This is a genomic window from Mesorhizobium sp. B2-7-1 (genome assembly GCF_006440735.1).
GTDB lineage: Bacteria > Pseudomonadota > Alphaproteobacteria > Rhizobiales > Rhizobiaceae > Mesorhizobium.
This window is the reverse complement of sequence record NZ_VFUA01000029.1, coordinates 31,941-53,278: the sequence shown is the minus strand read 5'-3', so window position 1 is coordinate 53,278 and position 21,338 is coordinate 31,941. Positions and strand designations below refer to the sequence as shown.

At 63.4% G+C, this 21,338-nt stretch carries 18 protein-coding genes; 6 read left to right on the top strand and 12 right to left on the bottom strand.

The annotated features are described in order from the left end of the window. Positions 1-54 precede the first annotated feature (54 nt). Positions 55-939 (top strand): IS1595 family transposase, encoded by an 885-nt coding sequence (locus tag FJ471_RS13815; protein ID WP_140803863.1) that lies wholly within the window; start codon positions 55-57, stop codon positions 937-939. Here the strand turns inward: FJ471_RS13815 and FJ471_RS13810 are convergent. Further along, positions 890-2,005 carry a hypothetical protein gene (locus tag FJ471_RS13810; RefSeq protein WP_140803861.1) on the bottom strand — a complete coding sequence of 372 codons (1,116 nt, stop codon included), beginning with the start codon at positions 2,003-2,005 and terminating at the stop codon, positions 890-892. The genes FJ471_RS13815 and FJ471_RS13810 overlap by 50 nt on opposite strands. Before the next feature lie 316 nt (positions 2,006-2,321). On the opposite strand from FJ471_RS13810, the gene FJ471_RS13805 reads away from it, so the two are divergent. Together FJ471_RS13805 and FJ471_RS13800 are read left to right on the top strand one after the other, a co-directional pair. After that, positions 2,322-3,260, top strand: coding sequence for a carbohydrate kinase family protein (locus FJ471_RS13805; protein WP_140803859.1), 939 nt, complete (start codon positions 2,322-2,324; stop codon positions 3,258-3,260). Positions 3,261-3,306: 46 nt separating this feature from the next. Then, positions 3,307-4,224, top strand: a complete 918-nt coding sequence (locus FJ471_RS13800; RefSeq protein ID WP_140803857.1) for a pseudouridine-5'-phosphate glycosidase — start codon at positions 3,307-3,309, stop codon at positions 4,222-4,224. 204 nt (positions 4,225-4,428) lie between these two features. Here FJ471_RS13800 and FJ471_RS13795 read toward each other — a convergent pair whose 3' ends face one another. Next, on the bottom strand, positions 4,429-4,752 hold the full coding sequence (locus FJ471_RS13795; RefSeq protein ID WP_140803855.1) for a TfoX/Sxy family protein: 324 nt from the start codon (positions 4,750-4,752) through the stop codon (positions 4,429-4,431). An 88-nt stretch (positions 4,753-4,840) separates the two neighbouring features. Here FJ471_RS13795 and FJ471_RS13790 point away from each other — a divergent pair, with 88 nt between their 5' ends. Further along, positions 4,841-5,338: a GFA family protein gene (locus tag FJ471_RS13790; RefSeq protein ID WP_140803853.1), complete on the top strand. Its 498-nt coding sequence runs from the start codon at positions 4,841-4,843 to the stop codon at positions 5,336-5,338. A gap of 35 nt (positions 5,339-5,373) precedes the next feature. Here the strand turns inward: FJ471_RS13790 and sufA are convergent, their stop codons facing one another. From sufA to FJ471_RS13755, 7 genes are all read right to left on the bottom strand, one after another. Further along, a complete protein-coding gene (gene sufA, locus FJ471_RS13785) occupies positions 5,374-5,751 on the bottom strand; it encodes a Fe-S cluster assembly scaffold SufA (RefSeq protein WP_140803851.1) in 378 nt (125 codons plus the stop codon). Between the two features lie 88 nt (positions 5,752-5,839). Next, positions 5,840-6,220, bottom strand: a complete 381-nt coding sequence (locus tag FJ471_RS13780; RefSeq protein WP_140803849.1) for an SUF system Fe-S cluster assembly protein — start codon at positions 6,218-6,220, stop codon at positions 5,840-5,842. A gap of 5 nt (positions 6,221-6,225) precedes the next feature. Next, positions 6,226-7,467 (bottom strand): cysteine desulfurase, encoded by a 1,242-nt coding sequence (locus FJ471_RS13775; RefSeq protein ID WP_140803847.1) that lies wholly within the window; start codon positions 7,465-7,467, stop codon positions 6,226-6,228. Between the two features lie 172 nt (positions 7,468-7,639). Next, positions 7,640-8,911: a Fe-S cluster assembly protein SufD gene (gene sufD / locus FJ471_RS13770; RefSeq protein WP_140803845.1), complete on the bottom strand. Its 1,272-nt coding sequence runs from the start codon at positions 8,909-8,911 to the stop codon at positions 7,640-7,642. A 25-nt stretch (positions 8,912-8,936) separates the two neighbouring features. Beyond that, entirely contained in the window at positions 8,937-9,692 is a 756-nt protein-coding gene (gene sufC, locus FJ471_RS13765; protein ID WP_140803843.1) for a Fe-S cluster assembly ATPase SufC, read from the bottom strand. Between the two features lie 27 nt (positions 9,693-9,719). After that, on the bottom strand, positions 9,720-11,243 hold the full coding sequence (gene sufB, locus FJ471_RS13760) for a Fe-S cluster assembly protein SufB (RefSeq protein WP_140803841.1): 1,524 nt from the start codon (positions 11,241-11,243) through the stop codon (positions 9,720-9,722). Positions 11,244-11,433: 190 nt separating this feature from the next. Further along, positions 11,434-12,594 carry a cysteine desulfurase family protein gene (locus FJ471_RS13755; RefSeq protein WP_140803839.1) on the bottom strand — a complete coding sequence of 387 codons (1,161 nt, stop codon included), beginning with the start codon at positions 12,592-12,594 and terminating at the stop codon, positions 11,434-11,436. Between the two features lie 250 nt (positions 12,595-12,844). Here FJ471_RS13755 and FJ471_RS13750 point away from each other — a divergent pair, with 250 nt between their 5' ends. After that, positions 12,845-13,519: an alpha/beta hydrolase gene (locus tag FJ471_RS13750; protein WP_140803837.1), complete on the top strand. Its 675-nt coding sequence runs from the start codon at positions 12,845-12,847 to the stop codon at positions 13,517-13,519. Between the two features lie 152 nt (positions 13,520-13,671). Here the strand turns inward: FJ471_RS13750 and FJ471_RS13745 are convergent, their stop codons facing one another. Together FJ471_RS13745 and FJ471_RS13740 are read right to left on the bottom strand one after the other, a co-directional pair. Continuing rightward, positions 13,672-14,541 (bottom strand): phosphatase PAP2 family protein, encoded by an 870-nt coding sequence (locus FJ471_RS13745; protein WP_181179386.1) that lies wholly within the window; start codon positions 14,539-14,541, stop codon positions 13,672-13,674. Between the two features lie 160 nt (positions 14,542-14,701). Beyond that, complete coding sequence (locus tag FJ471_RS13740; RefSeq protein ID WP_140803835.1) at positions 14,702-16,345, bottom strand: glycosyltransferase family 39 protein; 1,644 nt, start codon at positions 16,343-16,345, stop codon at positions 14,702-14,704. A gap of 280 nt (positions 16,346-16,625) precedes the next feature. On the opposite strand from FJ471_RS13740, the gene tyrS reads away from it, so the two are divergent. Further along, positions 16,626-17,879, top strand: coding sequence for a tyrosine--tRNA ligase (tyrS, locus tag FJ471_RS13735; RefSeq protein WP_140803833.1), 1,254 nt, complete (start codon positions 16,626-16,628; stop codon positions 17,877-17,879). A gap of 11 nt (positions 17,880-17,890) precedes the next feature. On the opposite strand, the gene FJ471_RS13730 is transcribed toward tyrS, so the two are convergent. Continuing rightward, positions 17,891-21,316, bottom strand: a complete 3,426-nt coding sequence (locus FJ471_RS13730; RefSeq protein ID WP_140803831.1) for a DUF3971 domain-containing protein — start codon at positions 21,314-21,316, stop codon at positions 17,891-17,893. Between the last annotated feature and the right edge of the window lie 22 nt (positions 21,317-21,338).

Sequence of the window (21,338 nt, the reverse complement as noted above, 5' to 3'; positions counted from 1 at the left end):
CAAGTAAGCTCTCCACTAATTTATCCCTCAACCACAGGTAAGGGGATAGCCGCCGTGTCCAAATACACCTTCAAGGCCTTCCAAGCCGAATATCCGGACGATGCGGCCTGTCTCGCAAAGCTGATGGAGATCAACTACGGCGGCACCCGAATCATGTGTCCCGGGTGCGGTGTCGAGACCACCTTTCACGCCATGACCAAGCGCAAGGCATACGCTTGCAAAGAGTGCGGCCATCACATCTACCCGTGCGCCGGAACGATCTTCCACAAATCGCGGACGAACCTCACCAAGTGGTTCTTTGCCATGTACCTCATGACCAGCACACGTCACGGTGTTGCCGCGAAGGAAGTCGAGCGCCAGCTAGGCGTCACCTACAAATGTGCTTGGCGCATGTGCCATGAGCTTCGGAAACTGATGGCGAACGCCGACGATAGCGGCCCTCTCTCCGGTCATGTCGAGATCGATGAGACCGTGATGGGCGGCAGGCAGACGCAGGACGACCGCCGCAAGGAAGGAACGAACAAGACTATCGTCATGGGCTTTGTAGAGCGGGATGGCCGCATTGTCGCCGGCCCGATCCCCGACACCTCAACGTTCACCATGGAACCCATCATTTTCGACAACCTGGAGCGCGGCAGCACGATTAGCACTGACGAGCACCGCTCCTATCGCAATCTCGGTGAGTTCGGCTACGACCATCAGACCGTCACTCACAGCGAGAAAGAGTACGTTCGCGGCATTCACCACACCAATACGCTTGAAGGCCATTGGTCGCACTTCAAGCGCGCCGTGCTGGGCACCCACGTTCATATTTCCAGCAAGCATATGTGGAAGTACGTCAGCGAGTTCTCATATCGCCGCAACCACCGTCATTCACACGAGGCCATGTTCAATCGTCTCGTTTATGCTTTCGCGCTGCCGCGTTTAGTAGAGACGTGAAATCCTCTCGGTGACTGGGGTTTGCAGCGCTGGCTGACTGGTCCTGTCCTGCGTCGTCCGAATCGGAAATAACATCCGGTACGGCCCCATTCTTCTGACGCTCTTCTGCCTCAAGCCTAGATCGTTCGTTCACCAGTTCCTCCTGATAGAGCGTCTCCAGAATCTTGCGCGCGGGGATCACGATTCCGACGCCAACATTGACCGATTCCTTGCGTTCTCCGACATCCTCTATGACCGCTGCCTCAGACCCTGGTAAGTCCCAATGTCCATGCATAAGCCCGAGCAATGGATATCGACCAAGGTCCACCGCATTATCAAGCCGCATTTCGGCAAGCGCGGCCAACAGACCCTTTTCGTTGTGATCCGGAGCAATGAAGAATGTATCCTTAGATGCCTTCGTTTCCATGGCAGTAGACCAATCTTCCGGTGTCACCGTCACCCGAGACGAATGAACATCCATCAGATTGAGAAAAACCGGGGAACCGCTGAGCCCGGATATGGACCTCGCCTCAACCAAATAGCCTTCGATATGACCGGCATGGCTGGTCCACAAAGGTTCAGCGGGCATGGCTGATAGATTACCTACCCGAATGATCGGTTCATTGCGGAGAGAGCCCGTGTGGTAGCGAAATAGCCCAAGGATAAGTATCTCTTGCCCTAACGCCCCGCCTTCGGCACGCACTATTTCGTTCGAGAGGTCGCGGTTAAACACCCATAGAGGCGCGTGATCGAATTGCTCTCTTGCGAACGAGAAAGGCGTTACCGCGACATCAGACAGGTTTTCAAGGTCTGGATGATGCCACCAATGCACTCCAGTCAAATCGACCGTCTGAGTGCCACCATCAACGGTATTAAGCCTAACGGCCATAGCGTCTTTTGTTTTTGATGCGGCAACTAGATTAGTCACGTGCATGACTACATGCTCGGCAGTCACCAAATGCGCTCGCAAGAACGAACCCTCGCCGGCATCAACCAAAAATCCAGTGGCTTTCGGGAGGAACCTGCCATCCTCCTTCTTAATGCCGATGAACACTACGCAACTGCGAAGGGCAGCCGGAACGAACACGCGTCGCCTCCTAAGCATCCAACGGGGAATCATGCCCACAGGATGATATGCCGGAATCGCGAACACCCTAATACAACCCTACTTGTCGTCAAGGGATAAATACGCGCTGGTACAAACCAGACCCACTGGTCCAGGAGAGATTTCGGTATCCGGCCGTCCGAATCGCGACCCGATTGCACGGCGACGTGAGGAACCTAGAGCAATTCCGTCCGGAATTGCGTAAAAACAAGAAGATGCGGCGGTTCGGCGTTTCCGCAAAACGCCGAACCGCTCTAGTGTGCGCAGCCGCACGATCAACCAAGGTTACAACATCCGCATGCCGACATCCCCAACAATCCTGGCGCTGGGCGGCGCCCATATCGACCGCCGCGGCCAGGTCTCGGGCACTTATGTGCCGGCCGCCTCCAACCCCGGCATGATGCGCGAGGACGTCGGCGGCGTCGTTTTCAACGCGCTGCGCAGCGTGGTGAAGCGCGGCGTGTCGGCCTCGCTGATCTCGGTCCGCGGCGGCGATGCGGCCGCGGACACAGTTGCCTCGGCGATCGACAATGCCGGAATAGCGGACCTCTCGGTGGTGTTCCTCGACCGCACGACGCCGAGCTACACGGCGCTGATCGACGCCGAAGGCGAATTGATCGTCGGGCTGGCCGACATGGCGCTCTATGACCTCGCCTTCCCCAAGCAAATAAGGCGCGCCAAGGTGCGCGAGGCGGTCGGCGCCGCGGACGCCATTCTGTGCGACGCCAACCTGCCGACGGCGGCGCTGGAGCGCTTGGTGGCGCTTGCCGGCGACCAGCCGATCTTCGCCATCGCCGTCTCGCCGGCCAAGGTCGTTCGCCTGACGCCGCTGCTCGACCATCTGTCGGTGCTTTTCATGAACCGCCGCGAAGCCGCCGCGCTGGTCGGCGGCGAATTGTCCGGAGAAGCCCTTGTCGACGCGCTCAGGCGAATTAGCCTGAACGCCGGCGTGGTTACGGCCGGCGGCGCTCCGGTGCTGGGCTTCGACGGCATCGGCATCTTCGAGATCGCGCCGCCCGCGCCGCGCAAGATCGCCGACGTGACCGGCGCCGGCGACGCGCTGACCGGGGCGACGGTTGCCGCCTTGCTGCGCGGCCTGCCGCTGCGCGCTGCGCTGCGTGAGGGCGTTGCCGCGGCAATGCTCGCCATCGAGAGCCCTCAGGCCGTGCCGTCCTTCACGGCAGGCAACTTCACGCAGGCGCTTGCCCTTGTGCCGGAGGCACGGGAGGTGGCATAGGGCCACCAAATATGCCGAAGCAATCCCTTCGGATCGGAGACATACAATGACGCCGCAAACCGGCCGCCCCTTCGTCGACATCCACCCGCCTGTGGCGGAGGCGCTTGCCGCCGGCCGGCCCGTGGTGGCCCTGGAAAGCACCATCATCACCCACGGCATGCCCTACCCCGACAATGGCGCGATGGCGGCCAAGGTCGAGCAGATAATCATGGAAGGCGGCGCGGTGCCGGCGACGATCGCCGTGGTCGACGGCCGCATCAAGATCGGCCTGTCCGACGGCGAGCGCGAATCGCTTGCCATGACCGGCGACGCCATGAAGCTGTCGCGCGCCGATCTCGGCTTCGCGGTCGCTCAAAAGCGCACGGGCGGCACCACGGTGGCGGCAACCATGATCGCCGCGCATATGGCCGGCATAAAGGTCTTCGCCACCGGCGGCATCGGCGGCGTCCACAAGGGCGCGGAAAAGAGTTTTGATATCTCGGCCGACCTCGATGAGCTGGCACGCACCCCGGTCATCGTCGTCTCGGCCGGCGCCAAGGCGATCCTCGACATCGAAAAGACGCTGGAAGTGCTGGAGACGCGCGGCGTGCCGGTCATCGGCCATGGCTGCGAGACCATGCCCGCCTTCTGGTCGAGGCAGTCGCCCTTCCGCGCGCCGCTGACGCTCAATGCGCCTGAAGACATCGCGCATTTCTACCGCACGCGTCAGGCGCTGGGCCTCGGCGGCGGCATCCTGGTCGCCAATCCAGTGCCGCAGAACGACGAAATCCCGGCTGACGAAATGGCCGGCTACATCCAGGCCGCGCAGAAGGCCGCCGAAGCGCTCAACGTCACCGGCAAGGCGGTGACGCCGTTCCTTTTGTCGAAGATCCTGGAACTCACCGGTGGCCGCAGCCTCAAGACCAACATCGCGCTGGTCGAGAACAACGCGCGGCTGGCGGCGGAGATTGCTAAGGCGCTATAAAGGCACGCGGCGAAGCCCCTCACCCGGATTGCCAAGGCCGAATTGCGAAGAGCAATTCGGGGCAATCCGACCTCCCCGAGGGGAGAGGAGCTGCTAGCGCCTGCGCCAACCTCTTCTCCCCAGCGGGTAGAAGGTGGCTGCGAAGCGGCCGGATGAGGGGGCGGCCTCGACGTGCTCTTCACAAGCGTTTCAACAGCCGGCCAATCACTTCCCCGCCCGTCTCCCAGCCTCATAGGCGCGCCGCGCCCACACCGCCATCTCGTCCGGATCGTCGAAGGCGTCGTCGGGAATGCTCCAATACGGCATCGCCACCTCCTTGCCGTGGCGCGAGCCGGTATAGGTCCACTGGCGGCAGCTGGCGGCTTCGAAATCGGGAATCGTTTCCTCGTCCGCCTTGAGTAGCAATTCGCCGCGCACGACGACCGCGACGATGACGCCGTGGCAATAGATGCCCTTGCCGCCGAACAGCTTACGGATGCTGATCGGGCCAAGGCTTTCGAACAGTTCTTCAAGGCGGGCATTGTCCATGCCGCATCATCTCATCCGGCATCGGCCTTGTCATTGCCGCAACCAAGAGCATGCTGACAGGTTGTGACCTGGAAACGGAGATCCCGCCATGCCCATCCTGCTCAAAGGCTCCTGCCGCTGCGGCGCCGTCCGCTTCGAGGTAGAAAGCCACACGCCGGTGCCCTTCATGCTCTGCTACTGCTCGATTTGCCGCAAGCAGCAAGGCGGCGGCGGTTTCGCCATCAATCTCGGCGCCGCCTATGAGACGATGAACATCAGGGGCAAGCCCAGCCTCGGCGTCTATCGCGCCGAGATCGAGGATGACGAGCATCCGCATTGCGAGGTGTCGACCGGCGAGCGCAATTTCTGCCGGAAATGCGGCTCGGCGCTCTGGCTCTACGACCCGACCTGGCCGGAGCTTGTGCATCCCTTTGCCTCGGCGATCGACACCGACCTGCCGACACCACCCGAAAAGGTGCATCTGATGCTGAAATACAAGGCGAACTGGGTCGAGCCGGTGGTCGGCAGACGAGACAAGGTGTTCGACGTCTATCCCGAGGAATCGATCGCGGATTGGCACAAGCGAACAGGGATGTGGGTAGATTAGCTTCCTTCTCGCCGTTGGACGGGAGAAAGAAGAATTCAGGAAGCGCGCGCCTCTGCAAGCGCCTTGAGGTCCGCCGGCTTCAATTCGACGGATTCGCCGCAGCCGCAGGCCGAGCTCTGGTTCGGGTTCTTGAAGGTGAAGCCGGTGCGCAGCGTCGTCTGCTCGAAATCCATCTCGGTGCCGAACAGGAAAAGCGCAGCTTCGGGCGCGACATAGACATGCGCGCCGTCACGCTCGATATGGTCGTCCTTCGGGTTCGGCTGCGTCACCAGGTCGACCGTGTATTCCATGCCGGCGCAGCCGCCCTTCTTGATGCCGAGGCGGATGCCATGCGCGTTGTCGCGCGCAGCCACGATCTCGCGCACGCGGTCGGCGGCCCTGTCGGTCATCGTGATGACGGCGAAGCGTCCCATGTCATTCTCCACGTTCACGCACGTTCAAGGCCCACGGAATGAGTCTGCCCTTAAGATGGTGAACTTTCACCTAGCGTGCAAGTCAAGCTCAATACCACCCGACCGCGACCTGCGCCTCTTCCGACATCCGGTCCGGCGTCCAAGGCGGATCGAAGGTCATTTTCACCTCGACGCCTGACACACCTTCGACGGCGCCGACGGCGTTCTCGACCCATCCAGGCATTTCGCCGGCCACCGGACAGCCTGGCGCGGTCAGCGTCATGTCGATCTTGACTGAGCGGTCGTCCTCGATGTCGATCTTGTAGACGAGGCCGAGCTCGTAGATGTCGGCCGGGATTTCCGGATCGTAGACCGTCTTCAGCGCCGAGACGATGTCGTCGGTCAGCCGCGCCAGCTCGTCGGCGGGGATCGCCGAGGCCGAGACAATGCCGTTCGCTGCAGTCTCTGCGGTGGTGCTCACATCGTCCATCATCGTCACCCGAAGAACTTTCGCGCCTTTTCCAGCGCCTCGGCCAAGGCGTCGACCTCGGCCCTGGTATTATACATGCCGAATGATGCCCTGCATGTGGAGGTCACGCCGAAGCGTTTCAACAGCGGCTGGGCGCAATGCGTGCCCGCGCGGACGGCAACACCCTGCCTATCAATGACCATCGACACGTCATGCGCATGGATACTCTGCAATTCGAACGAGATGATGGCGCCTTTGCCGGGCGCGTCGCCGAAGATGCGCAACGAGTTGATCGCGCGCAGCCGCTCATGCGCGTAAGTCTTGAGGTCCGCCTCGTGTGCTGCGATCCGTTCACGGCCGACCTTCTCCATATAGTCGAGCGCCGCGCCCAGGCCGATCGCCTGCACGATCGGCGGCGTGCCTGCTTCGAAGCGATGCGGCGGCTCGTTGTAGGTGACGATGTCCTCCGTCACCTCCTCGATCATCTCGCCGCCGCCCATGAAGGGCCGCATCTCTTGCAGCCGATCCTTCTTGCCGTAGAGCACGCCGATGCCGGACGGGCCGTAGACCTTGTGGCCGGTGAAGACGAAGAAATCGCAGTCGAGGTCCTGCACGTCGATCGGCATGTGGACGGCGCTCTGGCTGCCGTCGACCAGCACCGGAATTCCTCGCGCATGCGCGATGCGCACGATCTCCTTGATCGGCGTCACCGTGCCCAGCGCATTCGACATCTGCGTGATGGCGACGAGCTTGGTGCGGTCGGTCAGGCGCTTCTCGAATTCCTCGATGTGGAAGGCGCCGAGATCGTCGACCGGCACCCAGACGAGCTTCGCGCCCTGCCGCTCGCGGATGAAATGCCAGGGCACGATGTTTGAATGGTGCTCCATGATCGACAGCACGATCTCGTCGCCCTCGCCGATCCGCGGCATGCCATAGCCATAGGCGACCGTGTTGATCGCCGAGGTGGTGTTGGAGGTGAAGACGATGTTGTCGGTGCTCGGCGCGTTGAGGAAACGCTGTACGGATTTGCGCGCGTTCTCATAGGCATCCGTCGCGGCGTTCGACAGGAAATGCAGGCCGCGATGGACGTTGGCGTATTCCTGGGAATAGGCGTGCTGGATGGTGTCGAGCACGATCTGCGGCTTCTGAGCCGAGGCGCCATTGTCGAGATAGACCAGCGGCTTGCCGTAGACCTCGCGCGACAGGATCGGGAAGTCGCGGCGGATCGCCTCGACGTCATAAGGAGTGGTTTCGATCTTCTGGTCCACAGCAATCAACCTTCCAATGTGGCTCCCCCTCACCCGACCTCCGCTTCGCTCCGGCCACCCTCTCCCGGCGGGAGAGAGGAGGTCGCCAACGTCGCCGTCTGCCTCTTCTCCCCTCGGGGAGAAGGTGGCCGCGAAGCGGCCGGATGAGGGGGCGCGGCTTTCGCCTGTGCCGCTACCCGTGCGTCGAAAACCAGCCGTCGAGCCGCTCTTCCAGCGCCTCGACCAGCGCCTCGTCGTCCAGTTCCTCGATCACTTCGGCCACGAATGCCTTCACCAGAAGGCCCCGCGCCGACTTCTCGTCGATACCGCGCGCCATCAGGTAGAACAGATGGTTGTGGTCGATCTCGGTGACCGTCGCGCCATGGCCGCAGACGACGTCGTCGGCGAAGATTTCCAGCTCCGGCTTGGTCGAGAACTCGCCGTCGTCCGACAGAAGCAGCGTGTTGCAGGCCATCTTGGCGTTGGTCTTCTGCGCGTATTGATGCACGTTGATGCGGCCCTGGAAGACGCCACGCGCCTTGCCGGTCACCACATTGCGGATCACTTCCGTCGAGGTCGTGTGCGGCACCGCATGGTCGAGCACCATGGTGGTGTCGGTATGCGTGTCGCCGGCAAGAAGGTTGATGCCGCGCAATTTGAAGTCGGCGCCCTCGCCCGTCGTCCTGACGACTACCTCCTGGCGCACCAGATTGCCGCCGGCATTCATCACGAACAGCGTCAGCTTGGCATCCTTGCCGATATGCGCCTTGAACTGGGCGAGATGCGTGGCCGTCTCCGGCTGCTCCTGTACGATCAGCCAGGTCACTTCCGCGCCGTCGCCAACCACGAGCTGGCTGACCGAAGAGACCAGCGCCTCGTCGCCCTCGCCCGCCTGGCGCTCGACGATGACCGCCTTGGCGCCGGCCCCGACACGCGTCAGCAGCCGCACATGCGACTGGCCGCCGGCCTGGAGGTTCTGCAATTCGACCGGCTTTTCCAGCTCGGCGCCGTCGGCGATATCGACGAAATAGCCGTCGGCGACGAAGGCGGTGTTGAGCGCGCCGATCGCGTCGTCGCTGCCGTATGGGCCCAGTCCCGGAGCCACGCTGCCATCGGTGAGCTTTTCCGACAGGCGCTGCACGGTGACGCCTTCGATCTCCGGCGCCTTGGCGCTGGAGACGCCGTTCAGCACCGGCAGCACCGCCGAGCCTTCAAGGATCGGTGCCAGCGCCTTGACGACGGCGCCGGCCTCGAAAGCCGGAACCTTGGTCAGCAGCCGGCGCAGGTCGGTGTAATGCCAGGATTCGACGCGCCGCGTCGGCAGGCCGTGCTTGATCGCCTCGATCGCGTCGTCGCGCTTGACCATCACCGCGCCGTCGCCCGGCAGCAGCGACAGCCGCTCGCCGAAGGCATCGATCAGCGCCGTCTCGGCCAATGTCCGCTGGGGCTGTGCGTGCATGTTCATTGTTCTTGCCTCGACCGCTCCCATCTCACGCGGCTTCGCCGATCACGCCGGCATAGCCATTGGCCTCGAGATCGAGCGCCAGCGATTTGTCGCCCGACTTGATGACCTGACCCTTGTAGAGCACGTGCACACTGTCGGGCACGATGTGCTCGAGCAGACGCTGGTAGTGGGTGATGACGACGATGGCGCGCTCCGGCGAGCGCAGCGCGTTGACGCCGTCCGAGACGATCTTCAGCGCGTCGATGTCGAGGCCGGAATCGGTCTCGTCGAGCACGCAGAGCGTTGGCTCCAAGAGCTTCATCTGCAGGATCTCGGCGCGCTTCTTCTCGCCGCCGGAGAAGCCGACATTGAGCGGCCGCTTCAGCATGTTCATGTCCATGCTGAGCGAGGCCGCGGCTTCCTTCACGCGCTTCAGGAATTCCGGAACCTTCAGCGGCTCCTCGCCGCGCGCCTTGCGCTGCTCGTTCATGGCCACCTTCAGGAATTCCATGGTCGCCACGCCGGGTATCTCCATCGGATACTGGAAGGCGAGGAAGATGCCCGCGGTGGCGCGCTCGGCCGGATCCATTTCCAGGATCGACTGGCCGTTATAGAGGATGTCGCCCTCGGTCACCTCATAGTCCTCGCGGCCGGCGAGGATGTAGGACAGCGTCGACTTGCCCGAACCGTTCGGGCCCATGATGGCGGCGACCTCGCCGGCTTTCACCGTGAGATTCAGGCCGCGGATGATCTCGGTCCCGTCATCGACGATGCGGGCATGCAAATTCTTGATCTCAAGCATAATCTCTTCCTGAATATCGTATTGCGGTCAGCCGACCGAACCCTCGAGGCTGATGCCAATCAGCTTCTGCGCCTCGACCGCGAACTCCATCGGCAGCTGCTGGATGACGTCCTTGACGAAGCCGTTGACGATCAGCGCGATCGCTTCTTCTTCCGGAATGCCGCGCTGCATGACGTAGAACTTCTGGTCCTCGGAGATCTTCGACGTCGTCGCCTCGTGCTCGAACTTCGCCGTCGCGTTCTTGGCTTCCATATATGGCACGGTGTGCGCGCCGCACTGGTCGCCGATCAGCAGCGAATCGCAATTGGTGAAGTTGCGCGCGTTGGCCGCCTTGCGATGCGCCGAGACCTGGCCGCGATAGGTGTTCTGCGAGAAGCCGGCGGCGATGCCCTTGGAGATGATGCGGCTCGACGTGTTCTTGCCGAGATGGATCATCTTGGTGCCGCTATCGACCTGCTGGTAGCCGTTCGAGACCGCGATCGAATAGAACTCGCCTTGGGAATCGTCGCCGCGCAGGATGCAGCTCGGATATTTCCAGGTGATCGCCGAGCCGGTCTCGACCTGCGTCCACGAGATCTTCGAGCGGTCGCCGCGGCAGTCGCCGCGCTTGGTGACGAAATTGTAGATGCCGCCCTTGCCCTCGGCGTCGCCCGGATACCAGTTCTGCACCGTCGAGTACTTGATCTCGGCGTCGTCGAGCGCGATCAGCTCGACCACCGCGGCATGCAGCTGGTTCTCGTCGCGTTGTGGCGCCGTGCAGCCTTCGAGATAGGAGACGTAAGCCCCCTCCTCGGCGATGATCAGCGTGCGCTCGAACTGGCCGGTGTTCTTCTCGTTGATGCGGAAATAGGTCGACAGCTCCATCGGGCAGCGGACGCCCTTCGGCACGAAGACGAACGAGCCGTCTGTGAACACCGCGGAATTCAGCGTCGCGTAGAAATTGTCCGAGGTCGGCACGACCGAGCCCAGGTACTTCTTGACCAGTTCCGGATGCTCGCGGATCGCTTCCGAGATCGAGCAGAAGATGACGCCGGCCTTGGCGAGCTCTTCCTTGAAGGTGGTGACCACCGAAACGGAATCGAAAACGGCGTCGACCGCGACGCGGCCGGATTTGTAGACGTTGTCGCCTACCTCTTCTTCTTCCGTGTCAGCCGCCCCGGTCTTCTGCACGCCGGCCAGGATTTCCTGCTCCTTGAGCGGGATGCCGAGCTTCTCATAGACCTTGAGCAACTCAGGGTCGACCTCGCTCAGCGACTTCGGGCCCGGCGTGCTCTTCGGCGCGGCGTAGTAATAAATGTCCTGGAAGTTGATCTTCGGATAGTGGACGCGCGCCCAGGTCGGCTCTTCCAGCGTCAGCCAGCGGCGATAGGCCTCCAGACGCCATTCCAGCATCCAGTCCGGCTCATCCTTCTTGGCCGAGATGAAGCGAATGATGTCTTCGCTCAGGCCCTTGGGGGCCTTGTCCATCTCGATCTCTGTCTGGAATCCGTATTTATACTGGTCGACGTCGATCTTTCGAACCCGATCGATCGTCTCCTGCACAGCAGGCATAAGCGTTCTCCATCCACGCCGGGGTCAAGGCCCGGCAGTTTTCAAACTATGGCACCGCCGAAATCGTGCCCCAGATGGGACTCGCGGCGGAGTAAGTTCCATATAGTGCGTGTCCGCCGGAAATTCACCCGGCCAGGACAAAACGCACGGCTCTACCAGGCCGTATGGCCTGAATTCATCTTTGCCGCTGTCAGGCGGCTTCTTCCTTGCCCGCGCGGCGAGCGACGATCCCGGCCAGCGCCGCCCGGAAAGCCTCGATATCCTCGGCGCCGGTCGCGCGACCGATCGAAACGCGCAAGGCGCCCAGGCTCTCGCCATGGCCCATCGCCTTCAGCACATGGCTCGGTCCGACTTTTCCCGACGAGCAGGCCGAACCCGCCGACAATGCGACGCCGGCGAGATCGAAAGCGATTTGCGCCGTCTCGGCCTTGATGCCGGGAATAGCGAAGAATGTCGTGTTGGCAAGCCTTGGTGCCGCCGTTCCAAAGATTTCCGCGTCCGGCGCGAGGTCGCGCACGATCGCCTCGACCGCGTCGAGCCGCTGCGCGATGGCGTCCATGCCGTCGAGACCGGTCAGCGCGGCGCGCGCGGCGGCGCCGAAACCCGCGATCCCGGCGACATTTTCCGTGCCGGCGCGATGACCCTTCTCCTGGCCACCGCCATTGATCAGCGGCCGCGGCATCATCAGGTCGGACGCGGCGATGATCGCGCCGACGCCCTTCGGACCGCCGATCTTGTGCGAGGACAGGATCAGGTAATCGGCATAAGGAACTGACATATCGAGCGGAATCCGCCCGGCAGCCTGCACGGCGTCGACCACCAGCACCCCGCCGGCGGCCTTGACGATTTCGGCGATGCGACCGACCGGCTGCACAACGCCGGTCTCGTTGTTGGCGGCATGGATCGCCACCAGCGGCAGGCCGGCGTCCTTGTCATGCGCGGCAAGCGCGGCGACCAGCGCACCGAGATCGGCAATGCCGTTCCGGTCGACGCCGACCTTCGTCACCTGTGCTGCCGCAAATCGCCCGCCATTCAGGATGCAGGGATGGTCTGCCGCCGAGACATAGAGGTGGCTCATGCGGATGGCGCCGCGCCCCATCTGCCAGTCGGGCCCAAGCAGCATCGAGGCCGCCTCGGTGGCGCCGGAGGTGAAGACGACATGTTCCGGTCGGGCGTTGACCAGCCGCGCCACGTCGCGGCGCGCATCCTCGACCAGCCGGCGCGAGGCGCGGCCTTCGGTGTGGACGGATGACGGATTGGCGGCATCGAGCGCGGCGACCATCGCCGCCCGCGCTTCCGCAATGAGCGGCGCGCTGGCGTTGTAGTCGAGATAGGCGCGGGTTGCGGCCATTTTCGCTCAGTTCGTCCTTTCGCCAACTATCCCGCGAGGATAGCGCGTTATTTCCTTGAAATTGCAAGGCAAGCCGTCCTATTTACCCGGCTTGCGGCGCGGACGGCCAAACCATTGCGTTTCGGCTGCCCAGTTTTGAACAATTCTAAACTAGCTTCTAGGAAGACGCTCGCCCGGCGTCAAGGCCGCAGAAAAGCTGGGGCCAGAAGAGTTCCGGGATAGCGCCTTCGTATGCCACGTGGAGTATTTTATGCCTGAGGTCATTTTCGCCGGTCCGGCTGGTCGCCTGGAGGGTCGTTATCAGCCCTCGAAGGAAAAGAGCGCGCCGATCGCCATCGTGCTGCACCCGCACCCGCAGTTCGGCGGCACGATGAACAACAAGATCGTCTACGACCTCTTCTACATGTTCCAGAAGCGCGATTTCACCACGCTGCGCTTCAATTTCCGCGGCATCGGCCGCAGCCAGGGCGAGTTCGACCACGGCACCGGCGAATTGTCGGACGCGGCCGCGGCCCTCGACTGGGTGCAGTCGCTGCATCCGGATTCCAAGAGCTGCTGGGTCGCCGGCTATTCCTTCGGATCGTGGATCGGCATGCAGCTTCTGATGCGCCGCCCGGAAATCGAGGGTTTCATCTCGGTGGCACCTCAGCCCAACACCTATGACTTCTCCTTCCTGGCGCCTTGCCCGTCATCCGGCTTGATCATCCATGGCGACGCCGACAAGGTGGCGCCACCCAAGGACGTGCAGGGCCTGGTCGACAAGCTGCACACGCAAAAGGGCATCACCATCACCCAGAAGACGATTCCCGGCGCCAACCACTTCTTCGCCAACGATTCCGAGCTGCTGCTCCAGGAATGCGCCGACTATCTCGATCGGCGGCTGGCCGGCGAGCTCGCCGATCCACGGCCGAAGCGGCTGCGCTAGGCAATTCCAAGAAAAGTGTGAGTGGTTAGGCTCGGCGACCTCGCCGTAGCCTTTCGTCTGGAATTGTTTAAATAACAAAGAGATAGAGCGGTTCGCCGTTTCCATGAAAGGGAGAACCTCGCTAGCGCGGAACGCTGCGAAATCCGGGCGCTTTAATGGGTCTGCGTTCTGTCGGCGCCGATCTCGCCGCCCTCAACCAGGCCGGCCATCGAAATTCCGCCTCTTGGCGCGTTGGACGGTTTCAGCCGGAATGTCCGCTTGCGCACCGGCAGCTTCGAGCCTGTCTGGCGGAAGATGAAGCCGAGCCGGGCGAACACCAGCCCCGAGACCACCGCAAACGCCAGCCCGAGGCCGAAGCCTGCGACCGTGTCGCTGGGATAATGCGCGCCGACGAAGACGCGGGTCGAAGCGATGCAGGCGGTGACCACCAGCGAGATGTACCAACGTCTTGGGAACAGCAGCAGCAGGATGCCGAACACCGCGCCCATCGTCGTGGCATGGCCGGAGGGGAAACCGGCAAAGCGCGCGTCCATGGCGAAAGGATGCAGCGACAGGACGCCGAAACTGTCGAAATAAAGCGGCCGGGCGCGGCCGATGCCGTATTTCAACACGTTGACCGCCAGGCCGGACAAGCCGACGGCGCAGAGCACCAGGAAGGCGAAACAGGTCCAGTTGTAGACGACCATCCGGCCATGCCGGGACAGACCGCGCCAGTCCGTCAGATTGGCGGCGACGAGGCAGAGCGCTGCCGGAATGAGGTACCAGCCGCCCAAGCCGAATTGCGTGAAAAAATCGGTGAAGCGCACGAAGCCGGGTGACCATTCGCCGCGCATCTCGCCGGCGCCGGCATCGAGGCGCAGGAAGACCGCCACGGTGACCAGCGCCCAGGCCAGCAGCCAGACGCCCCATAGAATCCTAGGATAGCGCGCCGGCCGCACGGCAAAGCGTCGCCTGACGATCGTCATCGTGTCGCGGAAATTGCCGAGCGAGCGGCGGTAGAGGGCAAGGGGCGCGGCGGACATGCTAGAGCATGATGCCGAAAAGTGTGCGGCGGTTTTCGGGCGACATCATGCTCTATCTCTTTGATTCAGAGCCGGATTCAGATTTCAGGTCGTTTTTGACCTGAAATCATCCGGCTCTGGTCGCGAGCTTATAGGGGCATTCTATGCCCGACGCTATTCATCACGGCGCCACCCGGTAAAGGCCGAGCGAGAGCTTGTCTCCTGACGAATAGTTGATCCCGTCGATCTCGGTCAGTCGCTTCGCCGACTTGTCCTGGGCGGCCAGCACGTCGGCAAGATGCTGCTCGTCCTTGATCGGCGCCAGCCCAAGCGCGCAGGATGGATCGGTCAGCAGATGCCGCGCCACACCCTCGACGTCGGTCAGCACGGTCTTGGTGCCGACCAGGAAGACCAGGCTGGGCTCCTGGAACTTCGCCGAGGCAAGCACGGTGGTGTCGCAAAGACGGTTGGCCTCGACCGCGGCCTTGATGGCGGGGCTCAGCCAGATCGGCTTCAGCGACGGCGCGATGACGCCGAAGAGCAGGCTGAAGGTGATGCCGGCGCCGACCGCGATCGCGGCAATGCGCGAAAGCGGCACCTGCAATTGCCGCGGGAAGGCAAGATAACCGGTGACCAGAGCGGCGATCGCCGCAGGTATGCTCCACCAGGAGAAGGCCTTGGCCAGATAAAGCGGCGCGCCGACGCAGACCACGGCAAGGCCGATCGCCACCACGGCAAGGCCGAAGGCAGTTGCCCACCACAGCCAAGTCTGCCAGCGCTTCAGCGGCGCATTGGCCTGGTCCGCCGGCAAGGTGAGCAGCCAGCCGATAAGCAGCGCCATGCCCGGATAGGCCGGCATGACATAGTGCGGCAGCTTGGTAGGGATCGCCTCGAACACCAGCCAGAACGGAATGTACCAGGCGAGACAGAAGCGCAGGCGCGGATCGTCCCGGAACCGGTTGATCGCCTGCAGTCCGGCGCCGACCGCGATCAGCCCGAAGGGCCACATGAACAGCGAATAGGTCAGCATGTAGAAGCCGGGCGGCAGGCCGTGCGATTCCTCGCCCTGCGCCACCTTGTTCAGCATGTCCTTGCCGACCGCTTCCTGGAAGAAGGCGCCACCGCTCTTCCAGGTGATGAGGATCAGCCAGGGCAGCACGATCGCGAGCACGATCAGGACGCCGCGCGCCAGCTTCATCTTCAGCAGCCAGCGCCAGTCGCGGTCGAAGGCAAAGAGCGCCGCGGCCGTCAGCAGCGACAAGAGCGGCGAGACCGGCCCCTTGATGAGGATGCCCAACCCTTGCGCGATCCAGAAGATCCAGGGCAGGTGCCCGGGTACCGGCTCGTTGCGCTTTGCCGCCCAATAGACCTGTGCCAGCGCGCCTTGCGCCGCCACGCAGCAGGCGAGAAGCATGGCGTCGGTCTTGGCGTCGCGCCCCTCGAAGGCGGTGGCGAAGATCGCCGCCATCATCAGGCCGGCGGCCACCCCGGCATTGGCGCCGAAGAGTTTTGTCCCGGTCCAGCCGATCCCGACGACGGCGAGCGCGATGCCCAGCATCGAAACCAGGCGATAGATCCAGATCGGCGCCGCGGCCCCCTCGCCGCTCAGCGCCACGGCCGCCGACTGCAGCCAGTAGATGCCGATCGGCTTCTTGTAGCGGGTGACGTCCTGCAGGCGGATATCGACATAATCGCCTGTCTCGACCATCTGCTTGGTAGCCTGGACGAAGCGGGATTCGTCGCGGTCCACCGGCGGCAGGCTGGCCAGCCCGCTGACGGTCATGACGATGCTGAACAGAAAGAGGAAGAGGTAGTTCCTGTTCATCGCGGGAGCTTTTCCGATCTGAAACTGCGGGATAGCCCCGTCGCGGCGCGCCTGTCTTTGCGCGGCGCTTCATTACGCCAGCGAGGAAGGTGAAGCAAGGACGGCTGCCCCACGCAACCAGGCGCAAAACCGCAAACCACTTTTGCTGATCGCGTGTTTGTTGGTTGAAGCGCGATCGGACGCAAAACCGGAAACCACTTTTGCTGATCGCGCTTGGATGCTAAACGCGCGCCTTCACGTAAAGCATGGCCAAGTGCCCGGCGATCTCCAGGAAGAAAAAATGTCCGCCTTCAAATCCGATTTCCTGCGCATCATGAGCGAGCGCGGCTTCATCCACCAGATTTCGGATGAATCCGCCCTCGACCAGCTTTTCGCCAAGGAAACGGTGAGCGCCTATATCGGCTTCGATGCCACCGCGAAGAGCCTGCATGCCGGATCGCTGATCCAGATCATGATGCTGCACTGGCTGCAGCAGACCGGCCATCGGCCGATCGCGCTGATGGGCGGCGGCACCTCGATGATCGGCGATCCGTCCTTCAAGGACGAGGCGCGCAAGCTTTTGACCCCGCAGGACATCGACGACAATCTCGTGGGCATCCGCCGCAATTTCGCGCCTTACCTGAAATTCGGCAGCGGCCCCGGCGATGCGGTCATGGTCAACAACGCCGACTGGCTGATGCAGATCAACTACGTCAACTTCCTGCGCGATGTCGGCCGGCATTTCTCCGTCAACCGCATGCTCGCCTTCGATAGCGTGAAGCTGAGGCTCGACCGCGAGCAGTCGCTGTCCTTCCTCGAATTCAACTACATGATCCTGCAGGCCTACGACTTCGTCGAGCTCTACAAGCGTGTCGGCTGCCGGCTGCAGATGGGCGGTTCGGACCAGTGGGGCAATATCGTCAACGGCATCGACCTCGGCCACCGCATGGAAGGCGTGCAGCTCTTCGCCATGACCACGCCGCTGCTCACGACCTCGTCCGGCGCCAAGATGGGGAAGTCGGCGTCAGGCGCGGTCTGGCTCGATGGCGATATGCTCTCGCCCTACGAGTTCTGGCAGTATTGGCGCAACACCGAGGACGCCGATGTCGGTCGCTTCCTGAAGCTCTACACGACCCTACCCTTGGACGAAGTCGCGCGCCTGGAAAAGCTCGGCGGCTCGGAGATCAATGAGGCCAAGAAGATCCTCGCCACCGAGATCACGGCCATGCTGCACGGTCGCGACGCGGCCGAGACTGCAAGCGAAACCGCGCGCAAGACCTTCGAGGAAGGCGCGCTCGCCGACACGCTGCCCAGCATCGAGGTAACCAAGTCGGAACTTGAGGCGGGGATCGGCATCCTGGCGCTGTTTGTCACCGCCGGGCTGGCCGGCTCGAACGGCGAGGCTCGCCGGCACATCCAAGGCGGCGCGGTGCGCATCAACGACCAGCCGCTGACCGACGACCGGCGCGTCGTCACGGTTCAGGACCTCGGCCCGGAAGGCGTCGTGAAGCTCTCGCTCGGCAAGAAGAAGCACGTGCTGGTGCGGCCGGCCTGACCGGCCGCACCTTATCGCGCATTTTGGGACGGTTGCTGCCTGTACTCGAAGATCGAGCGGAATATGCCGGGCGCCACAACCGATAGCGGGTTGATGTTGAGCGTCGGCTTGTTGGCGTTGCCGCGCAGCCGGTAGGTGACGCCAATCAGGCCGCGGTCGCGCCCGTTGCCCAATAGCGGCCCGAACAGCGGCAGTTCGCCGAAGATGCGGTTCAGCCCGTAGACCGGCATGAAGGTGCCGGTCATGTCCATGTTGTTGTTCGGGTCGTAGAGCGTGCCCTGGAAGGTCGTGCCGATGCGCGGGCCGCGCAGCAACCCGTTCGCCAGTTTCAGATAGCCGGAACCCTTGTCGATCTCGGCGAAACCGCGCTCGAACTGCACCCTGGACGTGTCGATATTGCCCTTGACGGCCTCGTTCAGGCTGCGTGTATCGCCGACCGGCGTGGTCGATACGATCGAGGCCAGCTTGGGCTCGTTGACGATATAGAAATTACTGGCGTCCACCTGCCCCTTCATCGGCCCGTCGGCGGCGCCGGACAGCGACAGCGTAATCGCGCCGCCTTCCATATGCTCGTAGACGTTGAGGAAACGCAGGATCGCGCCGGCATCGGCTGATTTCACCCTGAGCACGCGGCCGCCTTCGCTGGTCGTGTTGCTGATCGCGATTGCGGCGCCCGAGCTGGCCGCGGCGGTGACGTTGAGCCCGTTCACGCGCGACCCGGCGGCGCTGTACTCGAGCTTGAGGTTGGAAAGCACCTCGTCGTGGAAACCGGTCAGCGCTGCCACATCGGCGCTCACCGAGATCGCGTCGCTGCCGGCGCCCTTCGTGGCGGTATCGACGTCCGAGGTGAACTGCTTGATCAGCGAGCGGGCGTCGAGCGACGCGCCGCTGACATCGACGGCGTAGCTCTTGCCGGCGCGCTTCACCGAAACGGCGACGTCGTCACCTCTGTTCAACGCGACTTTGCTGAAGCGGGCCGCGGACAACGCGCCGTTGACCAGCGTCACATTGCCGTCGATCGAAAAGCTTTTTCCGTCGAGATCGAAGTCCGACAGCGTGGTGGTGCTGCCGGACTTCGCCATGTTGAAAGCAACCTTGGCGGGAATGCCGGCACCCTTGCTCCAGCCCGCCCAGGGAATGTCGAGCCTGGCATTGGTCAGGTCCGCCGAAACCTGCTGGGCGCCCTCGCCGCTCTTGTCGATCGCCACCTTGATCGTGCCCGAGAGCAGGTCCGACAGGCCGGGCATGCTGGCATTGCGCGTCTTGTCGTCGAGGATCAGCGCGACCTTGCGGCTGCGCGCCGGCCCGTCATCTTCAAGCGGCTCGACCAGGTCGAGCTCGGCCGGAATGCCGTTGAGCTTGGCTTCGGCGGAAATCACCGCCTGCTTCGGCCCGACGGTGATCGAGCCATTGGCGTCGGTCACCGTCTGGTCCTCGAAAGGCTTGGCCAAGGACAGATCCTGATAGTCGAGCGAAACCAGCCAATCGAGCTTCGAGGTATCCATGCCCCTGGTCAGCGGAATGTCCGCCCTGACGTGACCCGTGACGGCGCCGGAGAGGTCCTCGGGTGCCAGTCCGACATGGCGCATGGCATTGATCGGCTCGTAGGAAGCCAGCTCGGCGATCGCCGGCGCCTCGCCCGCAACGTCGATGTCGAGCCCACCGACCACAATCGGCAGGTTCGCGTTCTTGATCGTCAGCGTGCCGCCGCTTGCCGCCACGGTGCGGCCGCTCGGCATATAGACGCTGCCCGAGGAGAGCGCGATGTCGACATCGTTGCCGTGGAACGCAACGGCGCCGACGGCGTCGCGGATCGGCGGGATGCGCCCGGCGGTATCGAAACGCGATCCTTCGATCTGGAAACGGCCGAACACTTCGTCGCCGTTAAGCGGCACGCCGTTGCCCAGACGCCCCGGAACGATCTGGAACTGCAGGTTGGCGTCGGTCACCGTGCCGCCGAATAGATTTCCCAGCACCCAAAGCCGCGCGTTGCGGGCCGAGAACCACGGCCACAATTGCTTGACATGCGAGACCGGCATGTCGTGAACGTTGAGCGACAGCGATACTCCCGGCGGGCCGTTGTCGATGAAGGCGACCGTGGCGGCGCCCAGCACCTCGCCCGGTCCGCCGGAGCGCACGCCGATCTGCTCGGCGACGAGCTTGCGGCTCTTCGGCTGGTAGACCCCGGCGACACGGGCCAGGAACTGAAGCGCCGGTTCCGGCGATTCCGAAGGCGCCAGCGTCGAGCCGTCGCTGGTGAGGTCATAGCGGTAGGCCGGCTCCTCTCCCGCTGTTGCCGGCTTCGGCCCGATCGATCCGGCAAAGTCGAAGCTGGAGCGCCCGCTCCTGATCAGCAGCCGGTCGATCGAGATCTTGTTCGACCCGGCCACCAGCGTGGCATCGGCATCGACATCGGTCGGCAGCAGCCCGCGTTCGTCCAGGTCGAGCACCGAACCGGCGAGCGACAGCGAAGCCGCCAGGCGCGACGGGTTGTCGCCCGACGCTTCCGAGCCCGAAAGCTTCAACGCGATCGAACCCAGTTTGGCGCCATCGGCCGCCGGAGCGGTCCCGGTCGAACTGTCCTCGCCGGAGGGGCCGGCTATCTCGAGGTTGGCATCCAGCGACGAAATGCGCCTTGCCGTCGCATCGCGCGTCGCCGAGGCGGTCAAAGTCGCGTGCCTGCCGTCGACATCGGCATCGTAAGAAAGCTGGATGCTTCCCGTACCGGTCTGCGCGACTGTCGCCGAGGCGACGGTCACGCGCTTGACCAGCCCGGTGTCCGGCAGTTCGAACTCGACATTGCGCAGATCGATCTGGCGCATCGAGTCCTCGCGCACGGCATCCAGCGCGTCGTTGACGCCTGAAAACACCGCCGCCGACACTTTCTCCGGGTCGACAAGGCCGTCCTCGTTGCGCAGCGCCGCCGTCCAGTCGCCGCCGCCGGAGGGCATGGCGGCCACCACGATGTGGGCGTTGGAAAATCTGGCGCTGGTCAGCCGGACATCGCCGGAAAGCAGCGGCAGCAGGCGCATGCCGAAACGCACGCGCCCGATATCGGCCATCGGTTTGCCGTCGGCCGTCTTCAGGCCGACATCGCTCACCTGCAGGGCGACGAAGCTCGACCCGTCGAGCGTCAGTCGCGCCGCGCCGACAGTGACGTTGACATCGACGCCGGCCAGCTTCTCGATGGCTGTCTCGGCCTCGGCCCGAAGTCGTTCCGTGCCGATGCCCGAGGCGCCGAGGACGTAGACGCCCGCCGCCGCCAGAAGCACGAACGCGCAAAGCCCGGCAAACACGCGACCGAGAATATGGAAGCGCCGACGCACCGCCGCGCGGCCAAGCGGCGGCACGCTGCACGCGGACGGAAGTGCTGCCAGGTCGGTGATCTCGTCACGCCTGAACCTGATCTTCTCGTGCTGCGGTTCTTCCTGATCCAAGCAATATTCCGTTGTGACGAAC

Coding starts and splice junctions, on each gene's coding strand:
- FJ471_RS13805 (WP_140803859.1), top strand. CDS start 2,322: ATGCCGACATCCCCAACAATCCTGGCGCTGGGCGGCGCCCATATCGAC.
- FJ471_RS13800 (WP_140803857.1), top strand. CDS start 3,307: ATGACGCCGCAAACCGGCCGCCCCTTCGTCGACATCCACCCGCCTGTG.
- FJ471_RS13795 (WP_140803855.1), bottom strand. CDS start 4,752: ATGGACAATGCCCGCCTTGAAGAACTGTTCGAAAGCCTTGGCCCGATC.
- FJ471_RS13790 (WP_140803853.1), top strand. CDS start 4,841: ATGCCCATCCTGCTCAAAGGCTCCTGCCGCTGCGGCGCCGTCCGCTTC.
- sufA (WP_140803851.1), bottom strand. CDS start 5,751: ATGGGACGCTTCGCCGTCATCACGATGACCGACAGGGCCGCCGACCGC.
- FJ471_RS13780 (WP_140803849.1), bottom strand. CDS start 6,220: ATGGACGATGTGAGCACCACCGCAGAGACTGCAGCGAACGGCATTGTC.
- sufD (WP_140803845.1), bottom strand. CDS start 8,911: ATGAACATGCACGCACAGCCCCAGCGGACATTGGCCGAGACGGCGCTG.
- sufC (WP_140803843.1), bottom strand. CDS start 9,692: ATGCTTGAGATCAAGAATTTGCATGCCCGCATCGTCGATGACGGGACC.
- sufB (WP_140803841.1), bottom strand. CDS start 11,243: ATGCCTGCTGTGCAGGAGACGATCGATCGGGTTCGAAAGATCGACGTC.
- FJ471_RS13755 (WP_140803839.1), bottom strand. CDS start 12,594: ATGGCCGCAACCCGCGCCTATCTCGACTACAACGCCAGCGCGCCGCTC.
- FJ471_RS13750 (WP_140803837.1), top strand. CDS start 12,845: ATGCCTGAGGTCATTTTCGCCGGTCCGGCTGGTCGCCTGGAGGGTCGT.
- FJ471_RS13745 (WP_181179386.1), bottom strand. CDS start 14,541: ATGTCCGCCGCGCCCCTTGCCCTCTACCGCCGCTCGCTCGGCAATTTC.
- FJ471_RS13740 (WP_140803835.1), bottom strand. CDS start 16,345: ATGAACAGGAACTACCTCTTCCTCTTTCTGTTCAGCATCGTCATGACC.
- tyrS (WP_140803833.1), top strand. CDS start 16,626: ATGTCCGCCTTCAAATCCGATTTCCTGCGCATCATGAGCGAGCGCGGC.